The organism is Kribbella steppae, assembly GCF_004342025.1.
GTDB classification, from domain to species: Bacteria; Actinomycetota; Actinomycetes; order Propionibacteriales; family Kribbellaceae; genus Kribbella; species Kribbella steppae.
Map to the genome: position 1 here is coordinate 15,614 of NZ_SLWN01000014.1, position 22,895 is coordinate 38,508.

The 22,895-nt window shown below is 68.0% G+C and carries 28 protein-coding genes; 18 read left to right on the forward strand and 10 right to left on the reverse strand.

Annotation, left to right across the window (positions count from 1 at the left end; all coding sequences use genetic code 11):
* Positions 1–33: 33 nt before the first annotated feature.
* The 3 genes from EV652_RS33495 to EV652_RS33500 form a co-directional block, all read right to left on the reverse strand.
* Positions 34–345 (reverse strand): YciI family protein, encoded by a 312-nt coding sequence (locus EV652_RS33495; protein WP_132213310.1) that lies wholly within the window; start codon positions 343–345, stop codon positions 34–36.
* Positions 346–416: 71 nt separating this feature from the next.
* On the reverse strand, positions 417–572 hold the full coding sequence (locus tag EV652_RS44845) for a DUF6131 family protein (RefSeq protein WP_199238552.1): 156 nt from the start codon (positions 570–572) through the stop codon (positions 417–419).
* Between the two features lie 97 nt (positions 573–669).
* Positions 670–2,073 (reverse strand): MFS transporter, encoded by a 1,404-nt coding sequence (locus EV652_RS33500; RefSeq protein WP_132213311.1) that lies wholly within the window; start codon positions 2,071–2,073, stop codon positions 670–672.
* 156 nt (positions 2,074–2,229) lie between these two features.
* Here EV652_RS33500 and EV652_RS33505 point away from each other — a divergent pair, with 156 nt between their 5' ends.
* From EV652_RS33505 to EV652_RS33515, 3 genes are read left to right on the forward strand one after another with little or no spacing between them, the layout of a single operon-like run.
* Positions 2,230–2,601 carry a YciI family protein gene (locus EV652_RS33505; protein WP_242002159.1) on the forward strand — a complete coding sequence of 124 codons (372 nt, stop codon included), beginning with the start codon at positions 2,230–2,232 and terminating at the stop codon, positions 2,599–2,601.
* Complete coding sequence (locus EV652_RS33510; RefSeq protein ID WP_132213313.1) at positions 2,598–3,830, forward strand: RNA polymerase sigma factor; 1,233 nt, start codon at positions 2,598–2,600, stop codon at positions 3,828–3,830. The genes EV652_RS33505 and EV652_RS33510 overlap by 4 nt, the downstream gene beginning before the upstream one ends.
* Before the next feature lie 36 nt (positions 3,831–3,866).
* Positions 3,867–4,535 carry a hypothetical protein gene (locus tag EV652_RS33515; RefSeq protein WP_132213314.1) on the forward strand — a complete coding sequence of 223 codons (669 nt, stop codon included), beginning with the start codon at positions 3,867–3,869 and terminating at the stop codon, positions 4,533–4,535.
* Here EV652_RS33515 and EV652_RS33520 read toward each other — a convergent pair.
* From EV652_RS33520 to EV652_RS33530, 3 genes are all read right to left on the reverse strand, one after another.
* Positions 4,532–5,083: a DUF4240 domain-containing protein gene (locus EV652_RS33520; RefSeq protein WP_132213315.1), complete on the reverse strand. Its 552-nt coding sequence runs from the start codon at positions 5,081–5,083 to the stop codon at positions 4,532–4,534. The genes EV652_RS33515 and EV652_RS33520 overlap by 4 nt on opposite strands.
* A gap of 181 nt (positions 5,084–5,264) precedes the next feature.
* Positions 5,265–5,828 (reverse strand): dihydrofolate reductase family protein, encoded by a 564-nt coding sequence (locus EV652_RS33525; RefSeq protein WP_132213316.1) that lies wholly within the window; start codon positions 5,826–5,828, stop codon positions 5,265–5,267.
* Positions 5,829–5,833: 5 nt separating this feature from the next.
* Entirely contained in the window at positions 5,834–6,637 is an 804-nt protein-coding gene (locus tag EV652_RS33530) for an alpha/beta fold hydrolase (protein WP_132213317.1), read from the reverse strand.
* Positions 6,638–6,707: 70 nt separating this feature from the next.
* Here EV652_RS33530 and EV652_RS33535 point away from each other — a divergent pair, with 70 nt between their 5' ends.
* The gene (locus EV652_RS33535; RefSeq protein WP_132213318.1) at positions 6,708–7,433 is read left to right on the forward strand and encodes a TetR/AcrR family transcriptional regulator; all 726 of its coding nucleotides are present in this window, start codon (positions 6,708–6,710) and stop codon (positions 7,431–7,433) included.
* On the opposite strand, the gene EV652_RS33540 is transcribed toward EV652_RS33535, so the two are convergent.
* On the reverse strand, positions 7,413–8,531 hold the full coding sequence (locus EV652_RS33540; RefSeq protein WP_132213319.1) for a LacI family DNA-binding transcriptional regulator: 1,119 nt from the start codon (positions 8,529–8,531) through the stop codon (positions 7,413–7,415). The two genes, EV652_RS33535 and EV652_RS33540, sit on opposite strands and share 21 nt — an antisense overlap.
* A 215-nt stretch (positions 8,532–8,746) precedes the next feature.
* On the opposite strand from EV652_RS33540, the gene EV652_RS33545 reads away from it, so the two are divergent.
* From EV652_RS33545 to EV652_RS33590, 10 genes are read left to right on the forward strand one after another with little or no spacing between them, the layout of a single operon-like run.
* Complete coding sequence (locus EV652_RS33545) at positions 8,747–9,604, forward strand: ATP-binding cassette domain-containing protein (protein WP_242002160.1); 858 nt, start codon at positions 8,747–8,749, stop codon at positions 9,602–9,604.
* Positions 9,574–9,813: a type 1 periplasmic-binding domain-containing protein gene (locus EV652_RS33550; RefSeq protein WP_369410059.1), complete on the forward strand. Its 240-nt coding sequence runs from the start codon at positions 9,574–9,576 to the stop codon at positions 9,811–9,813. The genes EV652_RS33545 and EV652_RS33550 overlap by 31 nt, the downstream gene beginning before the upstream one ends.
* A 10-nt stretch (positions 9,814–9,823) precedes the next feature.
* Positions 9,824–10,150, forward strand: a complete 327-nt coding sequence (locus EV652_RS33555) for an L-rhamnose mutarotase (RefSeq protein WP_132213320.1) — start codon at positions 9,824–9,826, stop codon at positions 10,148–10,150.
* A 5-nt stretch (positions 10,151–10,155) separates the two neighbouring features.
* Entirely contained in the window at positions 10,156–11,319 is a 1,164-nt protein-coding gene (gene rhaI / locus EV652_RS33560; RefSeq protein WP_132213321.1) for an L-rhamnose isomerase, read from the forward strand.
* 4 nt (positions 11,320–11,323) lie between these two features.
* A complete protein-coding gene (locus tag EV652_RS33565) occupies positions 11,324–13,357 on the forward strand; it encodes a bifunctional aldolase/short-chain dehydrogenase (RefSeq protein ID WP_132213322.1) in 2,034 nt (677 codons plus the stop codon).
* A 12-nt stretch (positions 13,358–13,369) separates the two neighbouring features.
* Complete coding sequence (locus EV652_RS33570) at positions 13,370–14,830, forward strand: L-fucose/L-arabinose isomerase family protein (protein WP_132213323.1); 1,461 nt, start codon at positions 13,370–13,372, stop codon at positions 14,828–14,830.
* The gene (locus EV652_RS33575) at positions 14,827–16,260 is read left to right on the forward strand and encodes a rhamnulokinase (RefSeq protein WP_132213324.1); all 1,434 of its coding nucleotides are present in this window, start codon (positions 14,827–14,829) and stop codon (positions 16,258–16,260) included. Before EV652_RS33570 ends, EV652_RS33575 begins: the two co-directional genes overlap by 4 nt.
* Before the next feature lie 4 nt (positions 16,261–16,264).
* Complete coding sequence (locus EV652_RS33580) at positions 16,265–16,507, forward strand: LuxR C-terminal-related transcriptional regulator (protein ID WP_132213325.1); 243 nt, start codon at positions 16,265–16,267, stop codon at positions 16,505–16,507.
* A 53-nt stretch (positions 16,508–16,560) separates the two neighbouring features.
* Positions 16,561–16,791, forward strand: a complete 231-nt coding sequence (locus EV652_RS33585) for an alpha-L-rhamnosidase C-terminal domain-containing protein (RefSeq protein WP_132213326.1) — start codon at positions 16,561–16,563, stop codon at positions 16,789–16,791.
* 53 nt (positions 16,792–16,844) lie between these two features.
* Positions 16,845–17,408 (forward strand): hypothetical protein, encoded by a 564-nt coding sequence (locus EV652_RS33590; RefSeq protein ID WP_132213327.1) that lies wholly within the window; start codon positions 16,845–16,847, stop codon positions 17,406–17,408.
* Between the two features lie 120 nt (positions 17,409–17,528).
* Here EV652_RS33590 and ilvA read toward each other — a convergent pair whose 3' ends face one another.
* A complete protein-coding gene (gene ilvA, locus EV652_RS33595) occupies positions 17,529–18,821 on the reverse strand; it encodes a threonine ammonia-lyase IlvA (protein WP_132213328.1) in 1,293 nt (430 codons plus the stop codon).
* Positions 18,822–19,052: 231 nt separating this feature from the next.
* Here ilvA and EV652_RS33600 point away from each other — a divergent pair, with 231 nt between their 5' ends.
* The 4 genes from EV652_RS33600 to EV652_RS33615 all read left to right on the forward strand — a co-directional run bounded on the left by EV652_RS33600 (position 19,053) and on the right by EV652_RS33615 (position 21,568).
* On the forward strand, positions 19,053–19,919 hold the full coding sequence (locus EV652_RS33600; protein WP_132213329.1) for an HIRAN domain-containing protein: 867 nt from the start codon (positions 19,053–19,055) through the stop codon (positions 19,917–19,919).
* Between the two features lie 153 nt (positions 19,920–20,072).
* Positions 20,073–20,603 (forward strand): GNAT family N-acetyltransferase, encoded by a 531-nt coding sequence (locus EV652_RS33605; RefSeq protein ID WP_132213330.1) that lies wholly within the window; start codon positions 20,073–20,075, stop codon positions 20,601–20,603.
* Positions 20,600–21,019, forward strand: coding sequence for a GNAT family N-acetyltransferase (locus tag EV652_RS33610; RefSeq protein WP_132213331.1), 420 nt, complete (start codon positions 20,600–20,602; stop codon positions 21,017–21,019). The genes EV652_RS33605 and EV652_RS33610 overlap by 4 nt, the downstream gene beginning before the upstream one ends.
* 39 nt (positions 21,020–21,058) lie before the next feature.
* The gene (locus tag EV652_RS33615; protein ID WP_132213332.1) at positions 21,059–21,568 is read left to right on the forward strand and encodes a hypothetical protein; all 510 of its coding nucleotides are present in this window, start codon (positions 21,059–21,061) and stop codon (positions 21,566–21,568) included.
* Between the two features lie 10 nt (positions 21,569–21,578).
* On the opposite strand, the gene EV652_RS33620 is transcribed toward EV652_RS33615, so the two are convergent.
* Positions 21,579–22,286, reverse strand: a complete 708-nt coding sequence (locus EV652_RS33620) for a class I SAM-dependent methyltransferase (protein WP_132213333.1) — start codon at positions 22,284–22,286, stop codon at positions 21,579–21,581.
* Positions 22,287–22,332: 46 nt separating this feature from the next.
* Positions 22,333–22,884, reverse strand: coding sequence for a dihydrofolate reductase family protein (locus tag EV652_RS33625; RefSeq protein ID WP_132213334.1), 552 nt, complete (start codon positions 22,882–22,884; stop codon positions 22,333–22,335).
* Positions 22,885–22,895 lie beyond the last annotated feature (11 nt).

Below are 22,895 nucleotides of genomic sequence, written 5' to 3' on the forward strand. Positions count from 1 at the left end.
GCGTTCGCCGAGAAGCGTCGGCCGGAGTTCCCCTCAGGCGCTGATTAACGTTCCGCGCAGTTCCACCCGGTCGCCGACGATGGCGGAGATGCGAGCGGCGACGGCTTCGGCGCGGGCGTCGTCGGCCACGTCGATCAGGACCATCCCGGACACCTGGTGATCGGTCGGCACGAACGGGCCAGCGGTGACGGATTGTGCGTCGTCGCGGATCCGGACAATCCGGCCTTCGCTCGGGAGCTGGAGCTCCTCGGCGCTGACGAGCTCGCCGGTGGCGACCAGCTCGGCCTTGACTGCGGGTACGTGGCGGGCGGCATCCGCCCCGTAGATCATCACGACGTACTTCATGGGCTCACCGTAGCCATCGGGACGGACAGAACCCCGCGGGATCGCCCGCGGGGTTCTGACGTTCCAACGGATCAGTACCAGTGCCGTCGTCCGCCGACGGCGCGGCCGGTAGACCCGAGCAGCAACAACACGGCCCCGACGATCAGCACGATGATGCCGATCGTCCACAGGATCGAGATGTCCAGCACGAGGCCAAGGACCAACAGGATCAGTCCGAGGATGAGCATGAAGCCTCCTTCTAGAGGGCCACCGGGCGGAAGGTGGCGGCCACACGAATCCGGTGCCCACTCCGGCGGCCGCAAACCTCCAACAACTGTTTGACCCTCACGACGTGACGACTGCCTGCAACCGTGGTACCACCGGGCGCTTCGGCCTGAGCAGGAGACCGCAGCCCGCGATACCGACGGCGATGCACACCCACACCGCCCAGAACGCGATCCGGTAGCCGTGCGTCAGTGCGGTCGGGGTGGAGCCCGTCGTATTGGCGGCTGCGACAGCGGAGAGAGCTGCGATGCCCACTGCGCCACCGATCTGGAAGCTGGCACTCTGCAGCCCGGACGCAATGCCGGAGTCCTCGCCGGCCACATCACTGAGCGAGGCAATCGAGCCGGCCACGGTGCCGGCGCCCAGTCCGGCTCCGAAGATCGTCAGACCCCAGAAGGCCAACTCGAAGTACCCGGAGTGCACTGTCAGCTGGGTCATCAGGGTCGCGCCGACGCCAGACACCAGTAGCGATACGAAGGCGACCCGACGCGTGCCGACCTTCGTGACCAGGTGCTGGCCGATGATCGACGCTACGACCGCGGCGGCCGCCAGTACGGCGGACATCAGGCCGTAACGGACTGCGGAGATGCCTAGCGCCAGCTGGGCGTACTGCGTGTAGATGTAGTTCAGTCCGAACGCGGAAAGACCCCAGCTGACCGTGATGAGGTTGCCACCGACCAGAGCACGCGACCGGAAGATCCGCAGCGGCACGAGCGGTGCGGCCGACCTCTGCTCCACCAGCACGAACAGACCGAACAGCAAGCCCGACGCCACGAACAGCGCGATCGTCCGACCGACTGACGAGTCCGGAGCCTCGATGACGGCGTACACGAGCACGATGAGCGCACTGGTCACAGTGACCGCGCCGGCGACGTCGAACCCACGTCGGCCAGGTACACGGCTGTCCAACAGCAGTGCAGGCGCCAGTACGGCGACCAGCACGCAGACCGGCACGTTGATGAAGAAGATCCACTGCCAGCCCAGTCCGTCGGTGACAGGTCCGCCGATGAGGGATCCCGCCGTACCGCCGACTCCGCTGGTCGCTCCCCAGATCCCGAGCGCCTTGTTGCGATCCGCGCCATCCGGGAACGTCGTCATCACGATCGACAACGCGCTAGGCAGCAGTACGGCGGCCGACGCGCCCTGCAGGCCACGCGCGAGCACCAGCGCGTCACCACTCCAGGCGAACCCGCAGAGCAATGACGACGCGGCAAACAGCAGCAGCCCGGTGATGAACACCCGCCGCCGGCCGAGCAGGTCGGAGATGCGCCCACCCAGCAGGAGCAGGCCGCCGAACATCAGCGCGTACCCGCTCGGCACCCACTGCACGCCACCGCTCGAGAACGTCAGTTCACGTTCGATCGACGGGACCGCGACCAGCACGATCGACGCGTCCAGAATGATCATGAACCCGGTCAGGCACAGCAACGCCAGTGCCCACCAGCGCTTCGATTCGGTAACCATGGTGAGATCTCCAGTACGGCGCGACACCCCGGCTGGGCGTCACTCGGTGGAGACGTCGGGGCCGCCCGGACCACCTCGACATTTCTGTCGAAAGTTGTCCACCGGGTCCGACGTACCGGGTGAGAGGGGGTCACAGCGGCCTCCGCGAGCGACAGGATGGTGCCTGTGAAGTACGTGCTGCTGATCTACAGCAACCCCGAGAGCTGGGCGAGCCTGTCCGCCGAGCAACGCGACGGCCTGTCCCGGGCCCACGAGGACCTGACCCGCGAACTGGTCGAACAGGGCCTCCTGGTCAGTGCCGCCGGCCTGGCCGACCCCATCACCAGCCGGACCGTCTCGGTACGCGACGACACCACGACGACCACCGACGGACCGTACGCTGAGGCCAAGGAGCACTTGGCCGGGTTCTACCTGGTCGAGTGCGATGACATCGACCAGGCGATCGGCTATGCGGCCCGGATGCCGGACGCGAAGTACGTCGCCGTGGAGGTGCGGCCGGTGATGGACACGTCCGGGCTGGAGATGTGACGGACTTCGAGCTGCTGCTGCGCGAGCAGGCGCCGCAGGTGCTGAGTGCGCTGGTCCGGCACTACGGGCACTTCGACCTGGCCGAGGAAGCGGTCCAGGAGGCGCTGCTCGCGGCCGCCCAGCAGTGGCCGGATGAGGGGGTGCCGGACAATCCGCGCGGATGGCTGATCCGGGTCGGGTCGCGCCGGCTGACCGACCTGCTGCGCAGCGAGTCGGCCCGGCGCCGACGGGAGGAGAACGCGGCCCAGCTCGCCGCACCGGAGGAGTTCGTTGCCGCTGGCCCCGACCTCGACGATCCGGGCGGCCGGGACGACACGCTGACCTTGCTGTTCCTGTGCTGCCATCCGGCGTTGTCACCGGCCTCGCAGATCGCGCTGACGCTGCGTGCGGTCGGCGGTCTCACCACCGCGCAGATCGCGGCCGCGTTCCTGGTGCCGGAGGCAACGATGGCACAGCGGATCAGCCGGGCGAAGCGCAGTATCAAGCAGGCGGGCAGCACGTTCGAGCTCCCGCCGGAAGCCGAGCGGGACGAGCGCATGGGCGCCGTACTGCATGTCCTCTACCTGATCTTCAACGAGGGCTACACGGCCTCCTCCGGTACGTCGCTGCACAGTGCGGAGCTCACCACCGAGGCGATCCGGCTGGTGCGTGGTGTGCGCCGGCTGCTGCCAGACGACGGTGAGGTGGCGGGGCTGCTGGCGCTGATGCTGCTGACGGATGCGCGGCGGCTCGCGCGGACCGGGCCTGATGGCGCACTGGTCCCGCTGGCCGAGCAGGACCGGTCGAAGTGGAACAAGGACACCATCGTCGAGGGTGAGGCGCTGGTGACCGACGCACTGGCTCGCACACAGCTCGGGCCCTACCAGGTGCAGGCCGCGATTGCCGCCGTACATGCCACCGCTGGGCGGGCCGAGGACACCGACTGGCGGCAGATCGTCGCGCTGTACGAGGTGCTCGAGCAGATGGTCGACAACCCGATGGTGAAACTCAACCACGCCGTTGCTGTGGCCATGGCGGCCGGTCCGAAGGAGGGGCTCGCCGTACTCCAGCCGCTCGAGTCCGACGAACGCATGGCCGGCCACCACCGGCTGGAGGCCGTGCGGGCTCACCTGCTGGAGATGTCGGGTGATACCGCCGGTGCCCGCGAGAGCTACCTGCTGGCGGCTCGGCGTACGACGAGTGTGCCTGAGCGCAACTACCTGCAGTCGAAGGCAGACCGGCTGGTCTGAGTCGCGATGCACCCCGGCGTGTGTCAAGTTTGAGGGGTGGATCTCACCAGGGCCTCCCTCCTCCGCGAGATGCTGACCGGTACGGAGCTCGGCAGCCGCACGACCGAGTTCGCCCACTCGCTCCGCAGGTTCACCACCCGGACCGGCGGCCTGATGCTGTTCGGTCCGGCCGACGACGAGCCGTGGCACCTGACCGCGCACCTCGACGACGAGCTGCACCGGGCCGGCATCGACGACATCCGCCCGGCACTCGTCCGCTGGTCGCCGCCACCGGGCGCACCGCCGCACCTGTCGATCGGACTGGACAGGTTGCGGGACACGGGCCGGGGCCAGTCGCTGCTGGTCGTAGCCGAGGAGGACCCGGCTGACACGCTGCTGGAGCGCATCAGCGACGTACGGCGACGTGGTACGACGATCTTCAGCATCGGCAACGGTGACGCGGAGCTGACGTCGCTCAGTCACGAGTCGCTGGTGCCAGAGCTGCTCGTGCCGGACGGGTTCGGCTGGACCAGTCGGCGGATCGAGCTCGACCACGACGAGCCGCAGGCCGCCGTACCGACCGACCTCGAGCCGCGGACGGCAGAGGGCTTCGAGATGGCCCAGCACCTGGTCAGCCTGGCGGCGGCCGATGAGGAGGCAGGGCAGCCCGGCTGGCGCCTCCGCCTCCGCGCCGCCATCGAACGCCTCAGCGGTGAACCGGGCTAGCTGTCCAGATAGAGCGCGGCCAGCCGGGGTAAGTGGGTGTGCAGGTCGTCCTCGTCGTCGAAGTCGATCTCCTTTCCGGCCGGCAGGTCCGGCAGGTCCGGCGCCTGGGCGTCGACCGCCTTCCAGTACGCCGCCTCGTCGCCGGTGACGTTCTTGTACGCGTGACTGCCGACATGCAGCAGCGCCTCGCCGTCGAACCCCTCGAAGTCTTCCGGCCGATCCTCGTCGACCACGTCGGCCAGCGAGTCCGGGACGGCCAGCGCCGCCTCCCAGGTCTCCCGGCCCTGCGCGATCAGCCAGCCCCGGAACGAGTCGAACCCGTCCTCCGAGGCCCCCGAGTTGATCAGGTACGCCGCCGCCCACAGGTCCCACCGGTAGGACTCGACCTGCAACCGCGCGAATTCGGCCCCGAACCCGGCGATCTCCTCGGCCTCCAGCCCACCCAGCAGCTTGGTCAGCGCGTCCGCTACCCCGTCCGGATCCGCGACGGTGTCATCCACGCCACCGCGCGCATCCTCGACCAATCCCCAGAACCCATCCCTGTCCACCCCCACAGCGTCTCGCCGATCCCAGGTGATTTACCAGACCTCGTCCAACTGTGTGCGCTGCTCGGGGGTTAGTTCGAGGGTGGCGCCGTGGAGGGCGGCCGAGCAACTCCTCGCTCTGTCCCCCGTGTCCGCTCAACCTGCTAGAGCGCTCTCTAGGTCAAGTCGGCCGTAAATCGTCAGGTCAGCGCTTGCGCTGCAGGACCATGACGGAGATGCCTTCACCGACGGTCAGCGACTGGGTCAGCCGCCAGGTCGTCTTGTCCGGGGTCTCGCCGAACAGCTTCCGTCCGGTGCCGAGGATGACCGGGAAGGTCATCAGGTGGATCTCATCGACCAGGTCGGCGGCGATCAGCTCCTGGGCGAGCTGGATGCTGCCCGGAACCTGGATCTCGCCGGCCACCTCGGTCTTCAGCTTGGCGACCTCCTCGCGGACGTCGCCGGACAGCACGCGGGTGTTGTTCCACTTCGGGTCGGTGAGCGTGCTCGAGACGACGTACTTCGGCATGCTGTTGTATTTGTCGGCCAGCTCACCTTCGTACTCCGGCCAGGCCGAGGCGAAACCCTCGTAGGTCTTGCGGCCGATCAGCAACGCATCGGCACCGAACGCCTCGTCCTCCTTGAACTTCTCCCCGTCCTCACCGCGGTCGAACTCGAAGCTCCAGTTGGCGTACTTGAAGTCCTCCCCGCCAGGCGCCTGTACGACGCCGTCCAGCGAGCTGAACGTGGTCACCACGATCGTTCCCATGGCGATCAGAGCTCCTGGGCGAACGAGCGCAGAACCGGTGCGAGGACGGGCGGCTCGACGTTGTGGTTCTCACCCTCGACCGGGAGCAGGCGAGCGGTCGGAAGCAGCTCGGCCACCGCTGTGGTGCCGGTGATCAGCCACGGTGTCGTGCGGTCGCCGTGCATGACCATAACCGGGACGTCGACCGCGGCCCAGCGCTCGGTCGGCAGTGGGTTACCCGACATTGTGGTCCCCATGATCCGGCCGTCGTACGCGATGGTCCCGGCGATCTCCTCGACCGGGGCCCAGTACGGGCTCTGCCGGATCCCGGCGACGAACTCGGCCGGTATGTCGGCCGCCGCGGTCATGAACAGCTCCGCTGCGTCGCCGGGACGCCCGGCCGCGACACTGGCCTCGAGCCGCTCGACGTAGTCGCTCGGCAGCGGCGGGCGTCCGTCGTCGACCACCACCGGCGGCTCGAACAGCGCCAGCGCCGTGATCGGCAGGCCGGCGGCCGCGGCGTCCAGCGCCAGCAGCGCACCGGAGGACCAGCCGAACACGATGGCCGGCTCCCCGGCGTCCTCGATCAGTGCGGCGAGATCCTCGATCTCCCGCTGGATCGTGTACGGCTTGGTATCGGTGCTCTCGCCCCGGCCGCGCCGGTCGTAGAAGTAGGTCCGGAACTCGTCACTCAGCAGCTTCGCGACCTCGGCGTTCGACGGGTTCACGGCCCGGTGGGCGGTGGCGCCGTCGATCATGATCAGCGGCCGGCCCTCCCCGATGACGTCGAAGGCGATCGTCGTACCGTCTGCGGATTTCACTGTGCTCATCGGAGCCCTCCCTGTGGTGTCGTTCGGAACTAGACCGTACAGTACTCAGAAGAGAACTGGACTGTCTAGTATGATTTTCGAGGAAGCGCAGAAGGAGGACTTCGTGGATCAACGCCAACGGGCTGCTGTCTGGCAGCCGGAGCAGGCCGTCACCATCGAGGGCGAGGGTCGTACGCCGCGCAAACGCCGGGCGATCCTGGCTGCCGCCACCGAGGTCTTCCTGCAGCACGGGTACATGGGCGCGAGCATGGACGAGGTCGCCGCCAAGGCGGGGGTCTCGAAGCAGACCGTCTACAAGCAGTTCGAGAACAAGGAGCGCCTGTTCGCCGAGATCGTCCTCGGCACCAGCGATCAGTTGCTCGACGGATTGGTCCAGGCGTACGCCGAGACCCTCGATGAGGCCACCGATGCGCGCGAAGCCCTCCGGGCGTTGGCGCGGCGCTTCCTCGACAGCCTCACCACCGGCAGCGTGCTGCAGTTGCGCCGGCTCGTCATCGCCGAGGCCGATCGCTTCCCCGAGGTCTGCGGGTCCTGGTTCACCAGCGGTTTCGAGCGGTCGCTGGTGGCACTCGGTGAGGCGCTGACCAGGATGAGCGAGCGCGGTCTGCTCCGTGAGCTCTCCGATCCCACGCTCGCGGCGTACCAGTTCGCCGGCCTGGTCATGTACAAGCCGATGAACCGGGCCATGTTCGCCGGCACTGCAGCGGGCCCGGTCCCCGGTGAGCTCGACAAACTCGCCGACCAGGCGACCGAGGTCTTCCTCGCCGCCTACGGTCTAGAGGGTGCCGCGAGTTGACGTCCGGACCACCAGTTCCGGCGTGAACGTGACGCGCTGGTGTTCGTGGTCCGGGTTCGACGACTCGTCCAGGAGCAGCTCGGCAGCGGTCCTGCCGAGCAGCTGACGCGGCTGCCGGACAGAAGTCAGTGGTACGGCGGCCGCCGCGGCGAACTCGATGTCGTCGTACCCGACGATGGCGAGGTCCTCGGGGACGCGCAGGCCGAGGCTCACGCACTGCTGCAGAAGTCCCAGCGCCAGCAGGTCGTTGGCGCAGAACGCGGCGGTCGGACGGCGCGCGGCCGGTAGCCCGGCAAGTCGTTGCCCTGCGCCCCTACCTTCGGCGACGGTGAGTGCGCCGGTGGTCAGTTCGATCAAGTTTTCCGGGGGTTTCCCGGCCTTCCGCAACGCCCGGCGGGCGCCGTCGCGACGGTCGATGACCTGGCCGATCGTGTTCGGGCCGCCGACGTACGCGATCCGGTCGTGGCCGAGTTCGAGCAGGTGCGCGATGGCGAGCTCGCCGCCGAGGATGTCGTTCACCGCGACCGAGCAGTGCTCGCCGTCGTCGATGGCCCGGTCCACCACGACGACCGGCGTACCCCGGGCGGGGAGTTTGCGCAGGCGGGACGAGTTCTGGTCGATCGGGGTGATCAGGATGCCCTGCACCCGCTGCTGCTCGAGCAGGTCGAGGTAGTCGGCTTCACGGTCGGCGTCCTCGTTGCTGTTGCAGAGGAAGACCGAGAGACCGGCCGCACGGGCCGCGTCCTCGACCCCCTTCGCGACGTCGGTGAAGAACGGGTTGCCGGCGTCGAGCATCAGATACGCGAGGATCCGGCTGCTGCCGGCCCGGAGCTGGCGGGCCGACTCGTTCCGGACGAAGCCGAGTGACGCCATCGCCGCCTCGACCTTCGCCCGCGTCACCGGGCTGACGACCTCCGGCCGGTTCAGCACGTTCGACACGGTCCCCAACGACACTCCGGCCGCCGCGGCCACTGCCTTCACCCCAGCCGCATGCTGCTTGGACTTCCGCCGCCGGCCACCGGTGGCGCCGGACTTCCGGCTCCCGGTCGAAGGGGACGGCGCCGCGGGGGCATGCTCGGGCGCGCTGTCCGCTGCCATGCGCGACCTCCCGGCGTCAAGGCCCTCGGCGGGCCGGGTTTGAAACGTCTTAGCGGCCAGAGCGTACCTGTTTTCCGCCCGTTTCCCGCAGCATCCGTCCGGGATCGGACTCGAAACACGAACCACCTCTTGACGCCCTCAACCGGCCGCGCTTACCTTCGTGCAATCTTCTTGAAACCTTTCAGCAACTCAGCCGCCCCGAGTTGGAGGTGACCATGTCCGACGGCACGCCCATGCTGGCGGTCCGCGGGGTGTCGAAATCGTTCGGCGCGGTCGCCGCCGTCCGGGAGGTCTCCTTCGACCTGTACGGCGGTGAGGCGCACGCCCTGGTCGGCGAGAACGGGGCCGGGAAGTCCACCATCGTGAAGATGCTGGCCGGTGTGCACCGCCCGGACACCGGCACGATCGAGCTGAACGGCGTACCGACCGAGCTGCACACGCCGGCCGACGCGAAAGCGGCCGGGATCGCCGTCATCTACCAGGAGCCGACCCTCTTCCCGGACCTGACCGTGGCCGAGAACATCGCGATGGGCCGCCAGCCTCTGGGTCGTTTCAAAACCATCGACCGGGCCGCCATGGTCCGGCAGGCCGCCCAGCTGTTCGCCCGGCTCGGCGTGTCGATCGACCCGAACCGGCCGGCCCGTGGCCTGTCGATCGCGGATCAGCAGCTGGTCGAGATCGCCAAGGCGCTGTCCGCGGACGCGCGCGTGGTGGTGATGGACGAGCCGACCGCCGCGCTGACCGGCGTCGAAGTCGAGCGACTGTTCGCGGTCGCCCGGTCACTGCGTGACGACGGCGCCGCGCTGATGTTCATCTCGCACCGGTTCGAGGAGGTCACCGCGCTGTGCGAGCGGGTGACGATCATGCGCGACGGCAGGCACGTGTCCACCGAGCTGCTGACCGACATCACCGTCGACGAGATGGTCCGCAAGATGGTCGGCCGCGACCTGGGTGCGCTCTTCCCCAAACAGGACGTCACGCCCGGCGCGCGTCCAACTACAAGGGCAAGGTCGCCATCACCGGTCTCGGCCTGCCGAACCAGATGCGCCAGTACGTCAAGGACGGCACGGTGAAGAAGTTCGCGCTGTGGAACCCGGCCGACATCGGTTACCTGGCCGCGTTCGCCGGTGCGGCGCTGAGCTCGGGCCAGATCACCGGTGCGGAGGGCGAGAAGTTCAAGGCCGGGAAGCTCGGTGAGTACACCGTCGGCGCCGACGGCGAGATCGTCCTCGGCCCGCCGACCGAGTTCACCGCGACCAACATCGACGAATTCAACTTCTGAGGGCTGCTCCGTGAATCGCTACTGCTTCTGTCTCCAGGTCAAACCCGACCGCTTGGAGGAGTACGTCGAACGCCATCGTGACGTCTGGCCGGAGATGCAGGCCGCGCTGCGCGACACCGGGTGGCACAACTACTCGCTCTTCCTCCGCGACGACGGCCTGCTGATCGGGTACGTCGAGGCCGAGGACCTGGAGGCAGCGCAGAAGGCGATGGCGGCGACTGCTGTGAACGCCCGCTGGCAGGCCGAGATGACCGAGTTCTTCACCGGGATCGACGGGAGGCCGCCGGACGAGTCCTTCCTGCTGCTGCCCGAGATCTTCCATCTACAAGAGGACTGAGAACCATGACGACCGACGCTGTGAAGACCGCCCTGAGCCGCCAGGAGATCGAGCTGCCCTCCTGGGCGTTCGGGAACTCGGGGACGAGGTTCAAGGTGTTCAGCCAGCCGGGGGTGCCGCGCTCGCCGGAGGAGAAGATCGCCGACGCCGCCGTGGTGCACAAGTACACCGGCGTCGCCCCGAGCGTCGCGCTGCACATCCCCTGGGACAAGGTGGACGACTACGCGCGGCTGTCGGCGTACGCGAAGGAACAGGGCGTCCGGCTCGGCGCGATCAACAGCAACGTGTTCCAGGACGACGACTACAAGCTGGGCAGTGTCACCAACCCCGATCCGGCGGTACGGCGGAAGGCCACGGACCACCTGCTCGAGTGTGTCGACATCATGGACGCGACCGGGTCACAGGACCTGAAGCTGTGGTTCTCCGACGGTACGAACTACCCGGGCCAGGACGACATCCAGGAGCGGCAGGACCGGCTCGCGGCCGCCCTGAAGGAGGTGTACGACCGGCTCGGTGACGACCAGCGGATGCTGCTGGAGTACAAGCTCTTCGAGCCGGCGTTCTACACCACCGACGTGCCGGACTGGGGAACGTCGTACGCGCACTGCCTGGAGCTGGGGCCGAAGGCAACGGTCTGCATCGACACCGGGCACCACGCGCCGGGGACCAACATCGAGTTCATCGTCGCCTTCCTGCTGCGGGCGAAGAAGCTGGGCGCGTTCGACTTCAACAGTCGGTTCTACGCCGACGACGACCTGATGGTCGGCGCGGCGGACCCGTTCCAGCTGTTCCGGATCATGAACGAGATCGTCCGCGGCGACGCGCTCGACCCGGACCGCGGGATCGCCTTCATGCTCGACCAGTGCCACAACATCGAGGTGAAGATCCCGGCCATCATCCGGTCGGTGATGAACGTCCAGGAGGCCACCGCGAAGGCGCTGCTGGTCGACCGGGACGCGCTCCGGAAGGCTCAGCAGGAGGGCGACGTACTGGAAGCCAACGCCGCGCTGATGGATGCCTACAACACCGACGTCCGCCCGCTGCTCGCCGAGCTGCGCGAGTCCCACGGGCTGGACCCGAACCCGGTCGCCGCCTACCAGCGCAGCGGGTACTTCGAGCAGATCGTCAAGGACCGAGCCGACGGCCAGCAGGCCGGATGGGGAGCCTGAACAGATGACCGACACACCGGCCGAACTCGTTGCGCGTAGCAACAGACTGGGTGCCGATCCGCGCAACACCAACTACGCCGGCGGGAACACGTCGGCGAAGGGGACGACGACCGACCCGGTCACCCAGCAGCCGGTCGACCTGGTCTGGGTGAAGGGATCCGGCGGCGACCTCGGCACCCTCACCGAGGCAGGTCTGGCCGTACTGCGGCTCGACCGGCTGAACTCGCTGGTCGACGTGTACCCCGGCGTCGACCGTGAGGACGAGATGGTCGCCGCGTTCGACTACTGCCTGCACGGCAAGGGCGGCGCGGCACCGTCGATCGACACCGCCATGCACGGTCTCGTCGACGCCCCGCATGTCGACCACCTGCACCCGGACTCCGGGATCGCGCTGGCGACCGCGGCCGACGGCGAGAAGCTCACCGCCGAGTGCTTCGGCGAGCGGGTGGTCTGGGTGCCGTGGCGGCGTCCCGGCTTCCAGCTCGGTCTCGACATCGCCCAGGTGAAGCGCGAGAACCCGCAGTCGATCGGCTGCATCCTCGGCGGGCACGGCATCACCGCGTGGGGCGACACCTCGGCCGAGTGCGAGGCGAACTCCCTGGAGATCATCCGTACGGCGGAACGCTTCCTGGCCGAGCGTGGCAAGCCTGAGCCCTTCGGTGCCGTGGTGGCCGGCTTCGAGGCGCTGCCGGCCGAGGAACGGCGACTGCGTGCGGCGGCCCTGGCTCCCCTGATCCGGGGTCTCGCGTCCACGGACAAGCCGCAGGTGGGTCACTTCAACGACTCGGACGTCGTACTGGAGTTCACCGCGCGGGAGCGGCTTGCTGAGCTTGCCGCGCTGGGCACGTCGTGCCCGGACCACTTCCTTCGGACCAAGGTTCGGCCGCTCGTGCTGGATCTTCCGGCGACCGCGCCGCTGGAGGAGACCATGATCCGGCTGCGGGAGCTGCATCTGCAGTACCGCGAGGACTATGCGGCGTACTACGACCGGCACGCGCAGCCGGACAGCCCGCCGATGCGGGGTGCGGACCCGGCGATCGTGCTCGTTCCCGGTGTCGGCATGTTCAGCTTCGGCAAGGACAAGCAGACCGCGCGGGTGGCCGGCGAGTTCTACGTGAACGCGATCAACGTGATGCGTGGGGCCGAGGCCGTGTCGACGTACGCGCCGATCGACGAGAGCGAGAAGTTCCGGATCGAGTACTGGGCGCTGGAGGAGGCGAAGCTGCAGCGGATGCCCAAGCCGAAGCCGCTGGCGACCCGGGTCGCTTTCGTGACCGGCGGTGGTTCGGGGATCGGCAAGGCGATCGCGCAGCGGCTCGCCGCCGAGGGCGCTTGTGTCGTGGTGGCCGACCTGGATCTGGCTGCGGCCGAGGCGGTGGCCAAGGAGATCGGGTCGTCGGATGTTGCGGTGGCCGTCGGCGCTGACGTGTCGTCGGCCGAAGCGGTCGAGGAGGCGTTGCGGGCGGCGGTACTGGCCTTCGGCGGCGTCGATCTGATTGTCAACAATGCCGGCTTGTCCATCTCCAAGTCGTTGCTGGAGACAACGGACAAGGACTGGGACCTGCAGCACAACGTGATGGCGAAGGGCTCGTTCCTGGTCTCGCGGGCGGCTGCGAAGGTGCTGATCGACCAGGCCATCGGTGGCGACATCATCTACATCTCCAGCAAGAACTCCGTCTTCGCCGGCCCCAACAACGTCGCGTACGGCGCGGCCAAGGCCGACCAGGCGCACCAGGTCCGGCTGCTCGCCGCCGAGCTCGGCGAACACGGCATCCGCGTCAACGGGGTGAACCCGGACGGCGTCGTCCGCGGGTCCGGGATCTTCGCCAAGGGCTGGGGTGCGAAGCGCGCCGCGGTGTACGGCGTGCCGGAGTCGGAGCTGGGCGCGTACTACGCGCAGCGCACGCTGCTGAAGCGAGAGGTACTGCCGGAGCACGTTGCGGCGGCCGTCTTCGCTCTGGCCGGTGGGGAGCTGACTCACACGACCGGTCTGCACGTTCCCGTCGATGCCGGCGTAGCCGCCGCGTTCCTGCGTTAGGAGGAGATGACGATGTGGAGCACTGACCCGAGCCGTTCCGTCGACGGGAACGGACTGCTGCCCTGGGTCGAGCCGCGCAAGACCCGGATCGGTCTGGTCGCGGGCGGTCTGGGGGCCTACTGGCCGCAGTTCCCCGATCTGCTGCCGCAGTTGCAGGCGTCCGCGCGCCGGGTGTCCGAGCGTTTCTCGGCGCTGGACTGCGAGGTGATCGACGTCGGGTTCATCTCGGACGCCCAGGAGGGCGCCGCGGCCGCCGAGAAGCTGCGAGTCGCTGACTGCGACCTGATCGTCGGCTTCCTGACCACCTACATGACCGCGTCGATGCTCGTCCCGGTCGCGCAGCGCAGCGGTGCGCCGGTGCTGCTGCTCAACCTGCAGCCGACCGAGTCGATGGACCATGCGACGTTCGACACCGGTGCCTGGCTCGCGTACTGCGGCGCCTGCCCGCTGCCCGAGATGGCGAACGCGTTCGAGCGCTGCGGCATCGACTTCCGGTCGGTCTCGGGGCACCTCGAGGACGAGCGCGCCTGGGCCCGGATCGACCGGTGGATCCGGGCGGCCGGCGTACGGGCCGCCTTCCGTCATGGGCGGCACGGTCTGCTCGGGCATCTGTACCCGGGCATGATGGACGTGATCACCGACCCGACGCTGGTGTCGGCGCAGCTCGGCGGCCACGTGGAGATCCTGGAGATCGACGATCTGCGGGTCCGGGTGGAGAAGGTTTCCGCGGCCGAGACCGAGGAACGGATGAAGGTCGCGCGGGAGATCTTCACGCTGGACGACTCGGTCGTCGAGGACGACTTCCGCTGGGGTGCCACCGTCTCGGTCGCCCTCGACCGCCTGGTCGAGGACTTCTCGCTGGACACCCTCGCGTACTACCACCGTGGCTTGGACGGCGAGACGCACGAGCGGGTCGCGGCGGGGATGATCCTCGGCGCTTCGTTGCTCACGGCAAGGGGAGTCCCGGCCGCCGGTGAGTACGAGCTGCGCACCTCGCTGGCGATGCTGGTGATGGACAAGCTCGGTGCCGGTGGTTCGTTCACCGAGCTGCAGGCGCTGAACTTCCACGACAACGTGGTCGAGATGGGTCACGACGGGCCGGCGCACCTGGCGATCAGCTCGGACAAGCCGTTGCTGCGCGGGCTCGGGGTGTACCACGGCAAGCGTGGCTGGGGTGTGTCCGTCGAGTTCGACGTGAAGCACGGGCCGGTGACAGCGTGCGGTCTCGGCCAGCGCCGGGACGGTTCGTTCAACCTGATTGCGTCCGAGGGCACCGTCGTACCCGGGCCGCTGTTGCAGATCGGGAACACCACGTCGCGGGTCGACTTCGGGTGCGACCCGGGTGAGTGGACCGACGCCTGGTCCGGGTCGGGCGTGGCACATCACTGGGCGCTCGGTACCGGTCACCGGGCCAAGGACCTGGAGGCGGTCGCGGACCTGCTGCATCTCGATCTGACCGTCGTATCGCCATGAAGCGTGTCGCGGCGGTGGATCTGGGCGCGTCCAGCGGGCGGGTGATGCTGGGCGAGGTCGGCGACGGTGTGCTGAACCTGACCGAGATCCACCGCTTCTGGAATGGCCCGGTGCAACTCCGGGACACCCTCCACTGGGACATCCTCCACCTCTACCACTCAATGCTCGAAGGCCTGACCCAGGCGGGCTCTGTTGACTCCGTCGGCATCGACTCCTGGGCGGTCGACTACGGCCTGCTGGACAGCGCCGGCCACCTGCTGGGCAACCCAATCCACTACCGGGACTCCCGCACCGACGCCGTGATGGAGAAGGTCCTGGAGACCGTTTCCGCAGAAGAGCTCTACGCCATCACCGGTCTCCAGCAACTCCCCTTCAACACCATCTACCAGCTGGCCGCCGAGGGACTGCGCAAGCAGGCAGAGACGCTGTTGATGATCCCGGATCTGCTCGGTTACTGGCTGACCGGTGAGATCGGGGCAGAGCGGACGAACGCCTCCACCACGCAGTTGTACGACGTACGGGCGCGGGAATGGAGCTCGGAGCTGGCGCGGCGTATCGGCTTGCCGATGGAGTTGCTGCCGCCGTTGCGGGAGCCGGGTGACGTGCTTGGGACCTTGCTGCCTGCCGTGGCGGAGGAGACCGGGCTTGCGGCAACCACGCCGGTGATTGCGGTCGGGTCGCATGACACTGCGTCGTCCGTGGTCGCCGTACCGGCTGCTGATGAGCGGTTCGCGTATATCTCGTCCGGGACCTGGTCGCTGGTCGGGTTGGAGCTGGATGCGCCGGTGCTGTCCGCCGAAGCGCGGGAGGCGAACTTCACCAACGAAGGTGGGGTCGACGGGCGGATCCGGTTCCTCCGGAACGTGATGGGCCTCTGGATCCTGCAGGAGTGCCAGCGGATCTGGGGCGCCGACGATCTGCCCACCTTGCTCCGCGACGCCGCCGACGCCCCGCCGTTCGCCGTACTGATCGATCCGGATGCTCCCGAGTTCCTTGCTCCCGGCAACATGCCGCGCCGGATCGAGGAGCACTGCCGGGCGAGCGGACAGGAGCCGCCGCAGTCGCAGGCGGCCACAATCCGTTGTGTGCTGGAGAGTCTCGCGCTGGCCTACCGCCGTACGTTGCGGCAGGCGCAGACGATCGCGGACCGGCCGGTCGACGTACTGCACGTCATCGGCGGGGGTTCGCAGAACGAACTGCTCTGTCAGTTGACCGCCGACGCGTGTGGGCTGCCTGTACTGGCTGGGCCGGTCGAGGCATCCGCGCTGGGCAACGTCCTCGTCCAGGCACGTGCCCTGGGCGAACCACTGCCGGACCTGGGCGCGATGCGCGCACTGGTTCGTGCCACCCATCAACTGCGGCGCTACGAGCCGCAGGGAAAACCGGCCGACTGGGACGCCGCCGAGTCCCGGGTGTTCGGAACAAGGTGATCGTATGACCGTCCTCCCCCAGGAACTTCGACCGCTTGCGCGGCGGGTGCCGCCGCGTGAGATCAGCCACGACGACCTGCAACTGCTCCGGCTCCTCGCCACCGGGTTGCCGGTGGACTCCGTGGCCCGCCGGCTCGACCTGTCCGAGCGGACCGTCCGCCGCCGTACCCGGATGGTGTGCGACCGGCTCGGCTTCGGTACGGCTATCGAAGCGATCGTCTGGGCTGCTCGCCGCGGCCTGGTCTGAACCACCTCGTTCTCCCCTGCAGAGACCGCCCCTTCTCTGGGAGGAATCCGCCCATGTCCCTCCGCACCAGGCTGGGCTGCTTGCTCAGCGCCGTACTGCTCCTGACCCCTGTGCTGCCTGCTGACGCGGCTCCGGCCCGTCCGCAGGTGCACGACCTGAAGACGAACACGCTGGACGTGACCGTGCCGGCGAACACGACCGCGACGGTGCGGATCCCGGCCCGCGACGGCAGCATCGACGTCCAGGAAATTGCCTCAGGCACCTGTCACTTCGAGGCACGTTAGGCCGCGGAGCGAGCGGGTACCGGTCAGTCCGAACATCGACCCGAGGAGGAACGATGGACGGAATGACCGTCCTGTGGATCGTCGTGGCCCTGGCGGCCTTGGTCATCCTGGTGGCACTGATCGCCGCGGCGACACGTAAGTCGTCCAAGCGCCGGGCCGATCGGAATCGACAGGAAGCCTACGAGCAGGAGCAGCAGGCCAGGACGTCGGCAGTACGCGCGGAGAAGCAGCAGGCCGCGGCCGATGAGGTCGAGGCAAGGTCACGCAAGGCGCAGGCCGTCGCCGACGAGAAGGCGGCCGAGGCGCGCCGGCTCGCCGCCGGTGCGAACGAGCGGCGCGAGGCCGCCGCGGACGCCCGCACCGAGGCCGACGAGCACCGCACCCGGGCGCAGAACCTGCATCCGGACGAGTCGACACCGCACGCCGCCAGCTGGGGCAAGGAGCGCGACAGGTCGGAGGACCAGGACCGCGACGGGGCCGGTCCGGGTCGGGACGGGCAGCCGACGGACGAGCACTGGGCCGACGGGCAGCACCCGGACGACCCGCGCCGCCAGCCGTGGCCTGATGCGTCCAAGTCGGAGCACCCGGACGAACACCCGAAGCACTCGAGCCACTGACTCCAGACGCACGGTCCCGCCGGAGCACAGGGCTGATCACGGCACCTGACCGGAAGCAGGTGTACGGGGCTCCTCCGGCGGGAGCAGTGCGTTCACATCAGGGCGTTCACATCAGAGCGTTCAGATCAGGTAGCGGAACTCCGGTGAGTTCGGGTTGATGCGCTCGATGTCGAGCGGTGCCGCTTCCATCCGCGACAGAAGTCCATCGAGGTCGCCCGCCCGGCTGATCTCGATCCCGACCAGCGCGACCCCGGTCTCGCGGTTGTTCCGCTTCACGTACTCGAACAGCGTGATGTCGTCGTCCGGCCCGAGTGTCTCGTCCAGGAACGTCCGCAGCGCTCCGGGCTCCTGCGGGAACGTCACCAGGAAGTAGTGCTTCAGGCCCTCGTACACCAGCGAGCGTTCGAGGATCTCGCCGTACCGGCTGACGTCGTTGTTCCCGCCGGACAGCAGGCAGACCACGGTCTCACCCGGTCGCACGTCCAGACCGTTGCCCAAGGCGCCTGTCGACAGCGCGCCCGCGGGCTCCGCGATCAGGCCGTCGGTCTGGTACAGCTCCAGCATTTCGCTGCACACCAGACCTTCTGGAACCGCCATCATCTCGACGCCTGCCTTTGCCACCAACGGCAGCGTCACATCGCCGACCCGTCGTACGGCGGCGCCGTCCACGAAGCTGTCGAGATGCGGCAACGTCACCGGCTCGCCGGCCTCCAGCGCTGCCGCCATGCTCGCCGCCCCGGCCGGCTCCACACCGATGATCCGTACGTCGGGGTGCCGCTCGGCCAGCCAGCTCGCGACGCCCGCGATCAGGCCGCCGCCGCCGACCGGCAGCACCAGTACGTCGGGCGCCTGACCGAGCTGCTCGACGAGCTCGACCGCCACGGTCCCTTGTCCTGCAACGGTTCGCGGGTCGTCGAACGCGGGCACCATCGTGGCCCTGGTGCCGTCGACCTCGGCGAGTGCCGCCGCGGCCGCGTCGTCGTACGTGTCACCGGTGACGATCACCTGGATCTGCTTGCCGCCGAGGGCCGCGATCCGGTCGCGCTTCTGGCGGGGCGTCGTCCGGGGAACGAAGACCTTGCCCTGGACACCGAGGATGTGACACGAGTAGGCGAGGCCCTGGCCGTGGTTGCCGGCGCTGGCGCAGACCACCCCGGCCGACTTCTGCGCGTCGTCGAGCTGGGCGATCAGGTTGTAGGCGCCGCGGAGCTTGTAGGACCGGCCGATCTGCAGGTCTTCCCGCTTGAGCCAGACCTGGGCGCCGGTGCGCTCGGACAGCCGGAGATTGCGTTGCAACGGTGTACGCACAGCGACACCGTCGAGCCGCTTGACCGCGTCGTCGACGGCTGCCGCGTCAACGTCCTTGTGGTCTGTTCCGGTCGTCGATCGAGCGACTGAACTACTGCCCTGCATGAGCTTCCTTCCCGTGCATTTGCACGATCTTCGCCTATTCGCTCGCTGCACAAGACAATCCGCGTCCACAGTACGGACGGGCGGATACCTTTGCGCAACAGACCCTTGTGTTAGGCGTGAAACAGCCCTTCACTGGGCAGTCTAGTTTTCATACGCTCACTCGGTGTAACGGCCAGGGTCCTGGACGGGATGAGCCGAGTAAAGCCGGTCATAGTGGACTGGAGGGCACGAATGGAACTGATTCCGTTCAGTCTGTGGGGAGACGCCCTGTGGTGTGGTCAGGAAGTCGTGCGGGAGACCCCGCACGAGCAGGCGATCCGAAGCCTGTTCCCGGACCCCATCCCAGCGCGAGGAGCAGACCTGGACACCAGCGCGGACCTGGTCCCGGAACCGCACAACCGTTTCGATCCCCGATCCATCGCCGTACGGGTGCAGGGGAAGGTTGTCGGCTACCTGCCGAGGGACGATGCGCACCGGTACCACCCGGTGTTGTCAGAACTGGTGGCACAAGGCCTGCAACCGCAGGTGCCGTGCCACCTGTGGGTCAGTGAGTGGGAACCGGCCGCCTGGGAAGGCAAGGGCGACCAGGGGACGGAATTCCACGCGAGTGTCGCGGTGGCCCTCGGGCAGCCGCACATGCTGGTCCCGGTCAACCTGCCCCCGCCGGGCAGCTATCACCTGTTGCCGCCTGGCAGCGGCATCGTCGTACCGGGGAGTGAGGTGCATCCCGACGTACTGGCTCCGTTCTTCCGGGCGGAAGGCGAGTGCTGGGTGTACGCCACCATGCATGCGGTCGAGGAGGAGGACGGCATCCAGGACAGGCACCAGATCGTGGTCGAGGTCAGACTCGACGACGAACCGGTCGGGCGGCTGAGTCCGCGCCTGAGCGCCGAGTTCCTGCCGGCCATCCACTACCTGTCCGACATGCGTGCCGAGACCGCGGCCCGTGTCGCCGTCCGCGGCGACCGCACCGCATCGGAGGTGATCCTCTACGCGGCTCGGAGTCACGACCTGCCGGCCACCTGGCCGGACGGCCTGACCCGTTCCCCAGTCGCGTCCCCACAATGGCACTACTGGGCTACGAAGGAAGCCAACTAGGCGGCTGCGCAGTACTCACCACGCCCTTGGCGGGTACTGCGGAGCTACTTGAACCTAACCGCTGGCCATGCCCGAGCACCTGCCGCCGCACGTCGGCCCTGACTGTCGATAATGGGTTTGCGGGGTTGGTGTGCTTCGAGTTGGGTTGCGGGCATGGGTGAACTGCGCACTGAGCGCCTGTTGCTCCGCCGCTGGCGGGAGTCCGATCTCGAACCGTGGGCCGCGATGAACGCCGACCCGGAGGTCCGGGAGTACCTGGGAGACGTTCTCACGCGCGAGCAGAGCGATGCCTCAGTCGCGGCGTTCCAGGCCGAGTTCGACGAGCGTGGATACGGGTGGTGGGCGATCGAGGTCCAGGCGACCGGCGAGTTCATCGGCTTCGCGGGCCTGGACGACGTCGAGCCCGGCCTGCCGGTCACCGGCGTCGAGATCGGCTGGCGACTCACCCGTGCGTCGTGGGGTCACGGCTACGCCACTGAGGCTGCTCGCGCCACGTTGATCTTCGGCTTCACCGTGTTGGACCTCCGGGAGATCCTGGCGATCACCACCGCCACCAACCAACGCTCCCAGGCCGTCATGCGTCGCCTAGGTATGACCCACAACCCGGCCGACAACTTCGAAGACTCCTCCGCCGCCCCCGACGGCCCTCTCCGCCACCACGTCGTCTACCGGGTCACTCGATGACCGTCGACATCGTCGTACCGGACTCTGCCCTTCTGGAGCGAGCCGTCAGCCAGTTCATGGGTGCCCAATCCAGCCGGGCATTCGCCGACGCACCGAACACCCTCGTCTTCGTAGCCGTCAACGGCTCCGACATCACCGGATGGTGCTGGGGTTATGACCTGGTCCGCCCCGATGGCTCGTCGATGCGCTACATCCACCAACTCAAGGTCGCCGAAGCACACCGACGTACCGGTATCGGCCGCGCCCTCCTCCGTACCTTCATGACCGAAGGCACGAAAGCCGGCGCCACCAAGATGTTCCTCACCACCGGCGCCGACAACACCGCAGCCCGCTCCCTCTACGACTCCATGGGCGGCGGCCTCGCCGCCCAGGGCCCAACGGTCAACTACTGGTTCCTGCTCGGCCGAGACGTCTAGTCCGACATACGCTGCAGAGGTCTGTGACTGGGGGTGGCAATGGCGCGAGATCTGAACAAGGGGCCGGTGCCGCTCGACATCACTGGTACGGCGGACCTGCAGGAACAGATCGACTCGATCGGGGTTCTGCTGGAACGCGGGCCGGTTCCGGACGGCGGTCTGAGCTGGGATGCGGACACCCGAACGGTGGTCGTCCGCCTCGTCGGGCCTGTCGACGGTACGTCTGCCGACGTGGAGCAACTTAGGACGTCGGTGCTGGCGAAGGCCGAGGGGTTCACCGTGGAGTTCCGCTCGGTGACGTACTCCCGGGCCGAACTCGAGCGACTTGCCAGCCACCTGTTCTCGACCATGCACCAGTGGGCGCCCGGCCTCACCCACGCTGGCGGCGGCTGGTTCTGCGACCTCAACCGCGTCGAGGTGCAGTACCCCAGCAATACAGGTCAAGCGGAAGCCTGGGCAGCTGCAATCCAGGCTCTCGACGACGACCGAATCGTCGCGGAGCCGTACCTCTACACCCCACGCCCTCGCCGGCGCGGCCGGCCGAACTAGGTCGAACCTGTCAGCTGTTCGCGAAGCTTGCGACGAAGAAGACTGGGTACTGCGCCATCGGCGCTCGCGGGGAGTCGGGGGTGATTCTGGGTTGGGGTTCGGCGGTTTGGGTGAGGGTCAGGCCGTGGTGGTGGAGGGTGTTGAGGTAGGTCGAGAGGGTGCGGTGGTTGGCACCGACCTGTTGGCGGAGCGTGGACAGGGAAGCGTCGGCCTGCCAGTAGCGCTCGTCGTAGTAGGTGCCGTCGGAGGGCCAGGCGGCGGAAACGCCTTCTATGCCTGGGAAACAGGGATGCAGCATCGCGAAGGCGAAGATGCCGCCAGGGCGGAGTAGGCGACGAATATTCGCCAGGGTGCCGTCCAGGTTGTCGATGTCGGACAACCCCATGCTGCAGACGGCGGCGTCGTACTCGTCGCCTTGCAGGAGTTCCGGGTCTGCCGCGTCCGATTGCAGATAGCGGATGCCGAGCGGTTCGTTGCTTTCCCTTTCTTCTGCTTTGGCGAGCATTGCGGCCGAGAGGTCCACACCGACCACGGTGGCGCCCTTGTGTGCGAGGCCGCGGCTGATCCGTCCGTGGCCGCAGGCAACGTCCAGCACCCGTTGCCCGGCCACGTCCCCCAGTACGTCGAAGAGCGCCACTGTCACTGGATCGGTGAGATCCTCCCCCCAACCGGAGGCGTAGTAGTCCGCGACACCGTCGTACCTTGCGATAGCCGTCATACCTCGAAACTACCGACGTACCTCGGCGAGATCACTCTGCCGACAGTTAACCCCGCGCCGAGTAGACCAGAGCAACGGCCCCGGACGGATAGGACCGCGCGCTGCGTAAGGTCAGCGATCGGCGTTCGGCCACCTCGGTGAACATCGATCCGCCGCGGCCGACGACCGTCGGGTTGAACTTGAGCCAGTACTCGTCGACGAGATCCGCGGCGACGAGTGATCGAACGGTCTGCACGCCGCCGAACACCACCAGGCTTCCACCGGAGGTTTCCTTCAGTTGACGTACCTGCTCCACCCCGTCGCCGGCGGCCAGCGTCGAGTTCGCCCAGGAGCTGACATCGAGGCTGCGGTCCGACGACAACACCACCTTCGGCGTCTCGTTCATCCACGTGGCCAGGTCGCCGTCCGCGGCCGTCCAGTAGGCACCCGACGGTGCGAACGACTTGCTGCCCCAGATCTGCAGGTCCGCGACCGCCACCAGTTCGTCCGTCAGTTCGCCGGTCATCTGGGGGTCGTCGACCGTGAACTCGAGGTCGTTGTCCGGTCCGGCCATGAACCCGTCGAGCGTCACATCGCTGAACACAATCAGTGATCGCATCTTCTTCTCCT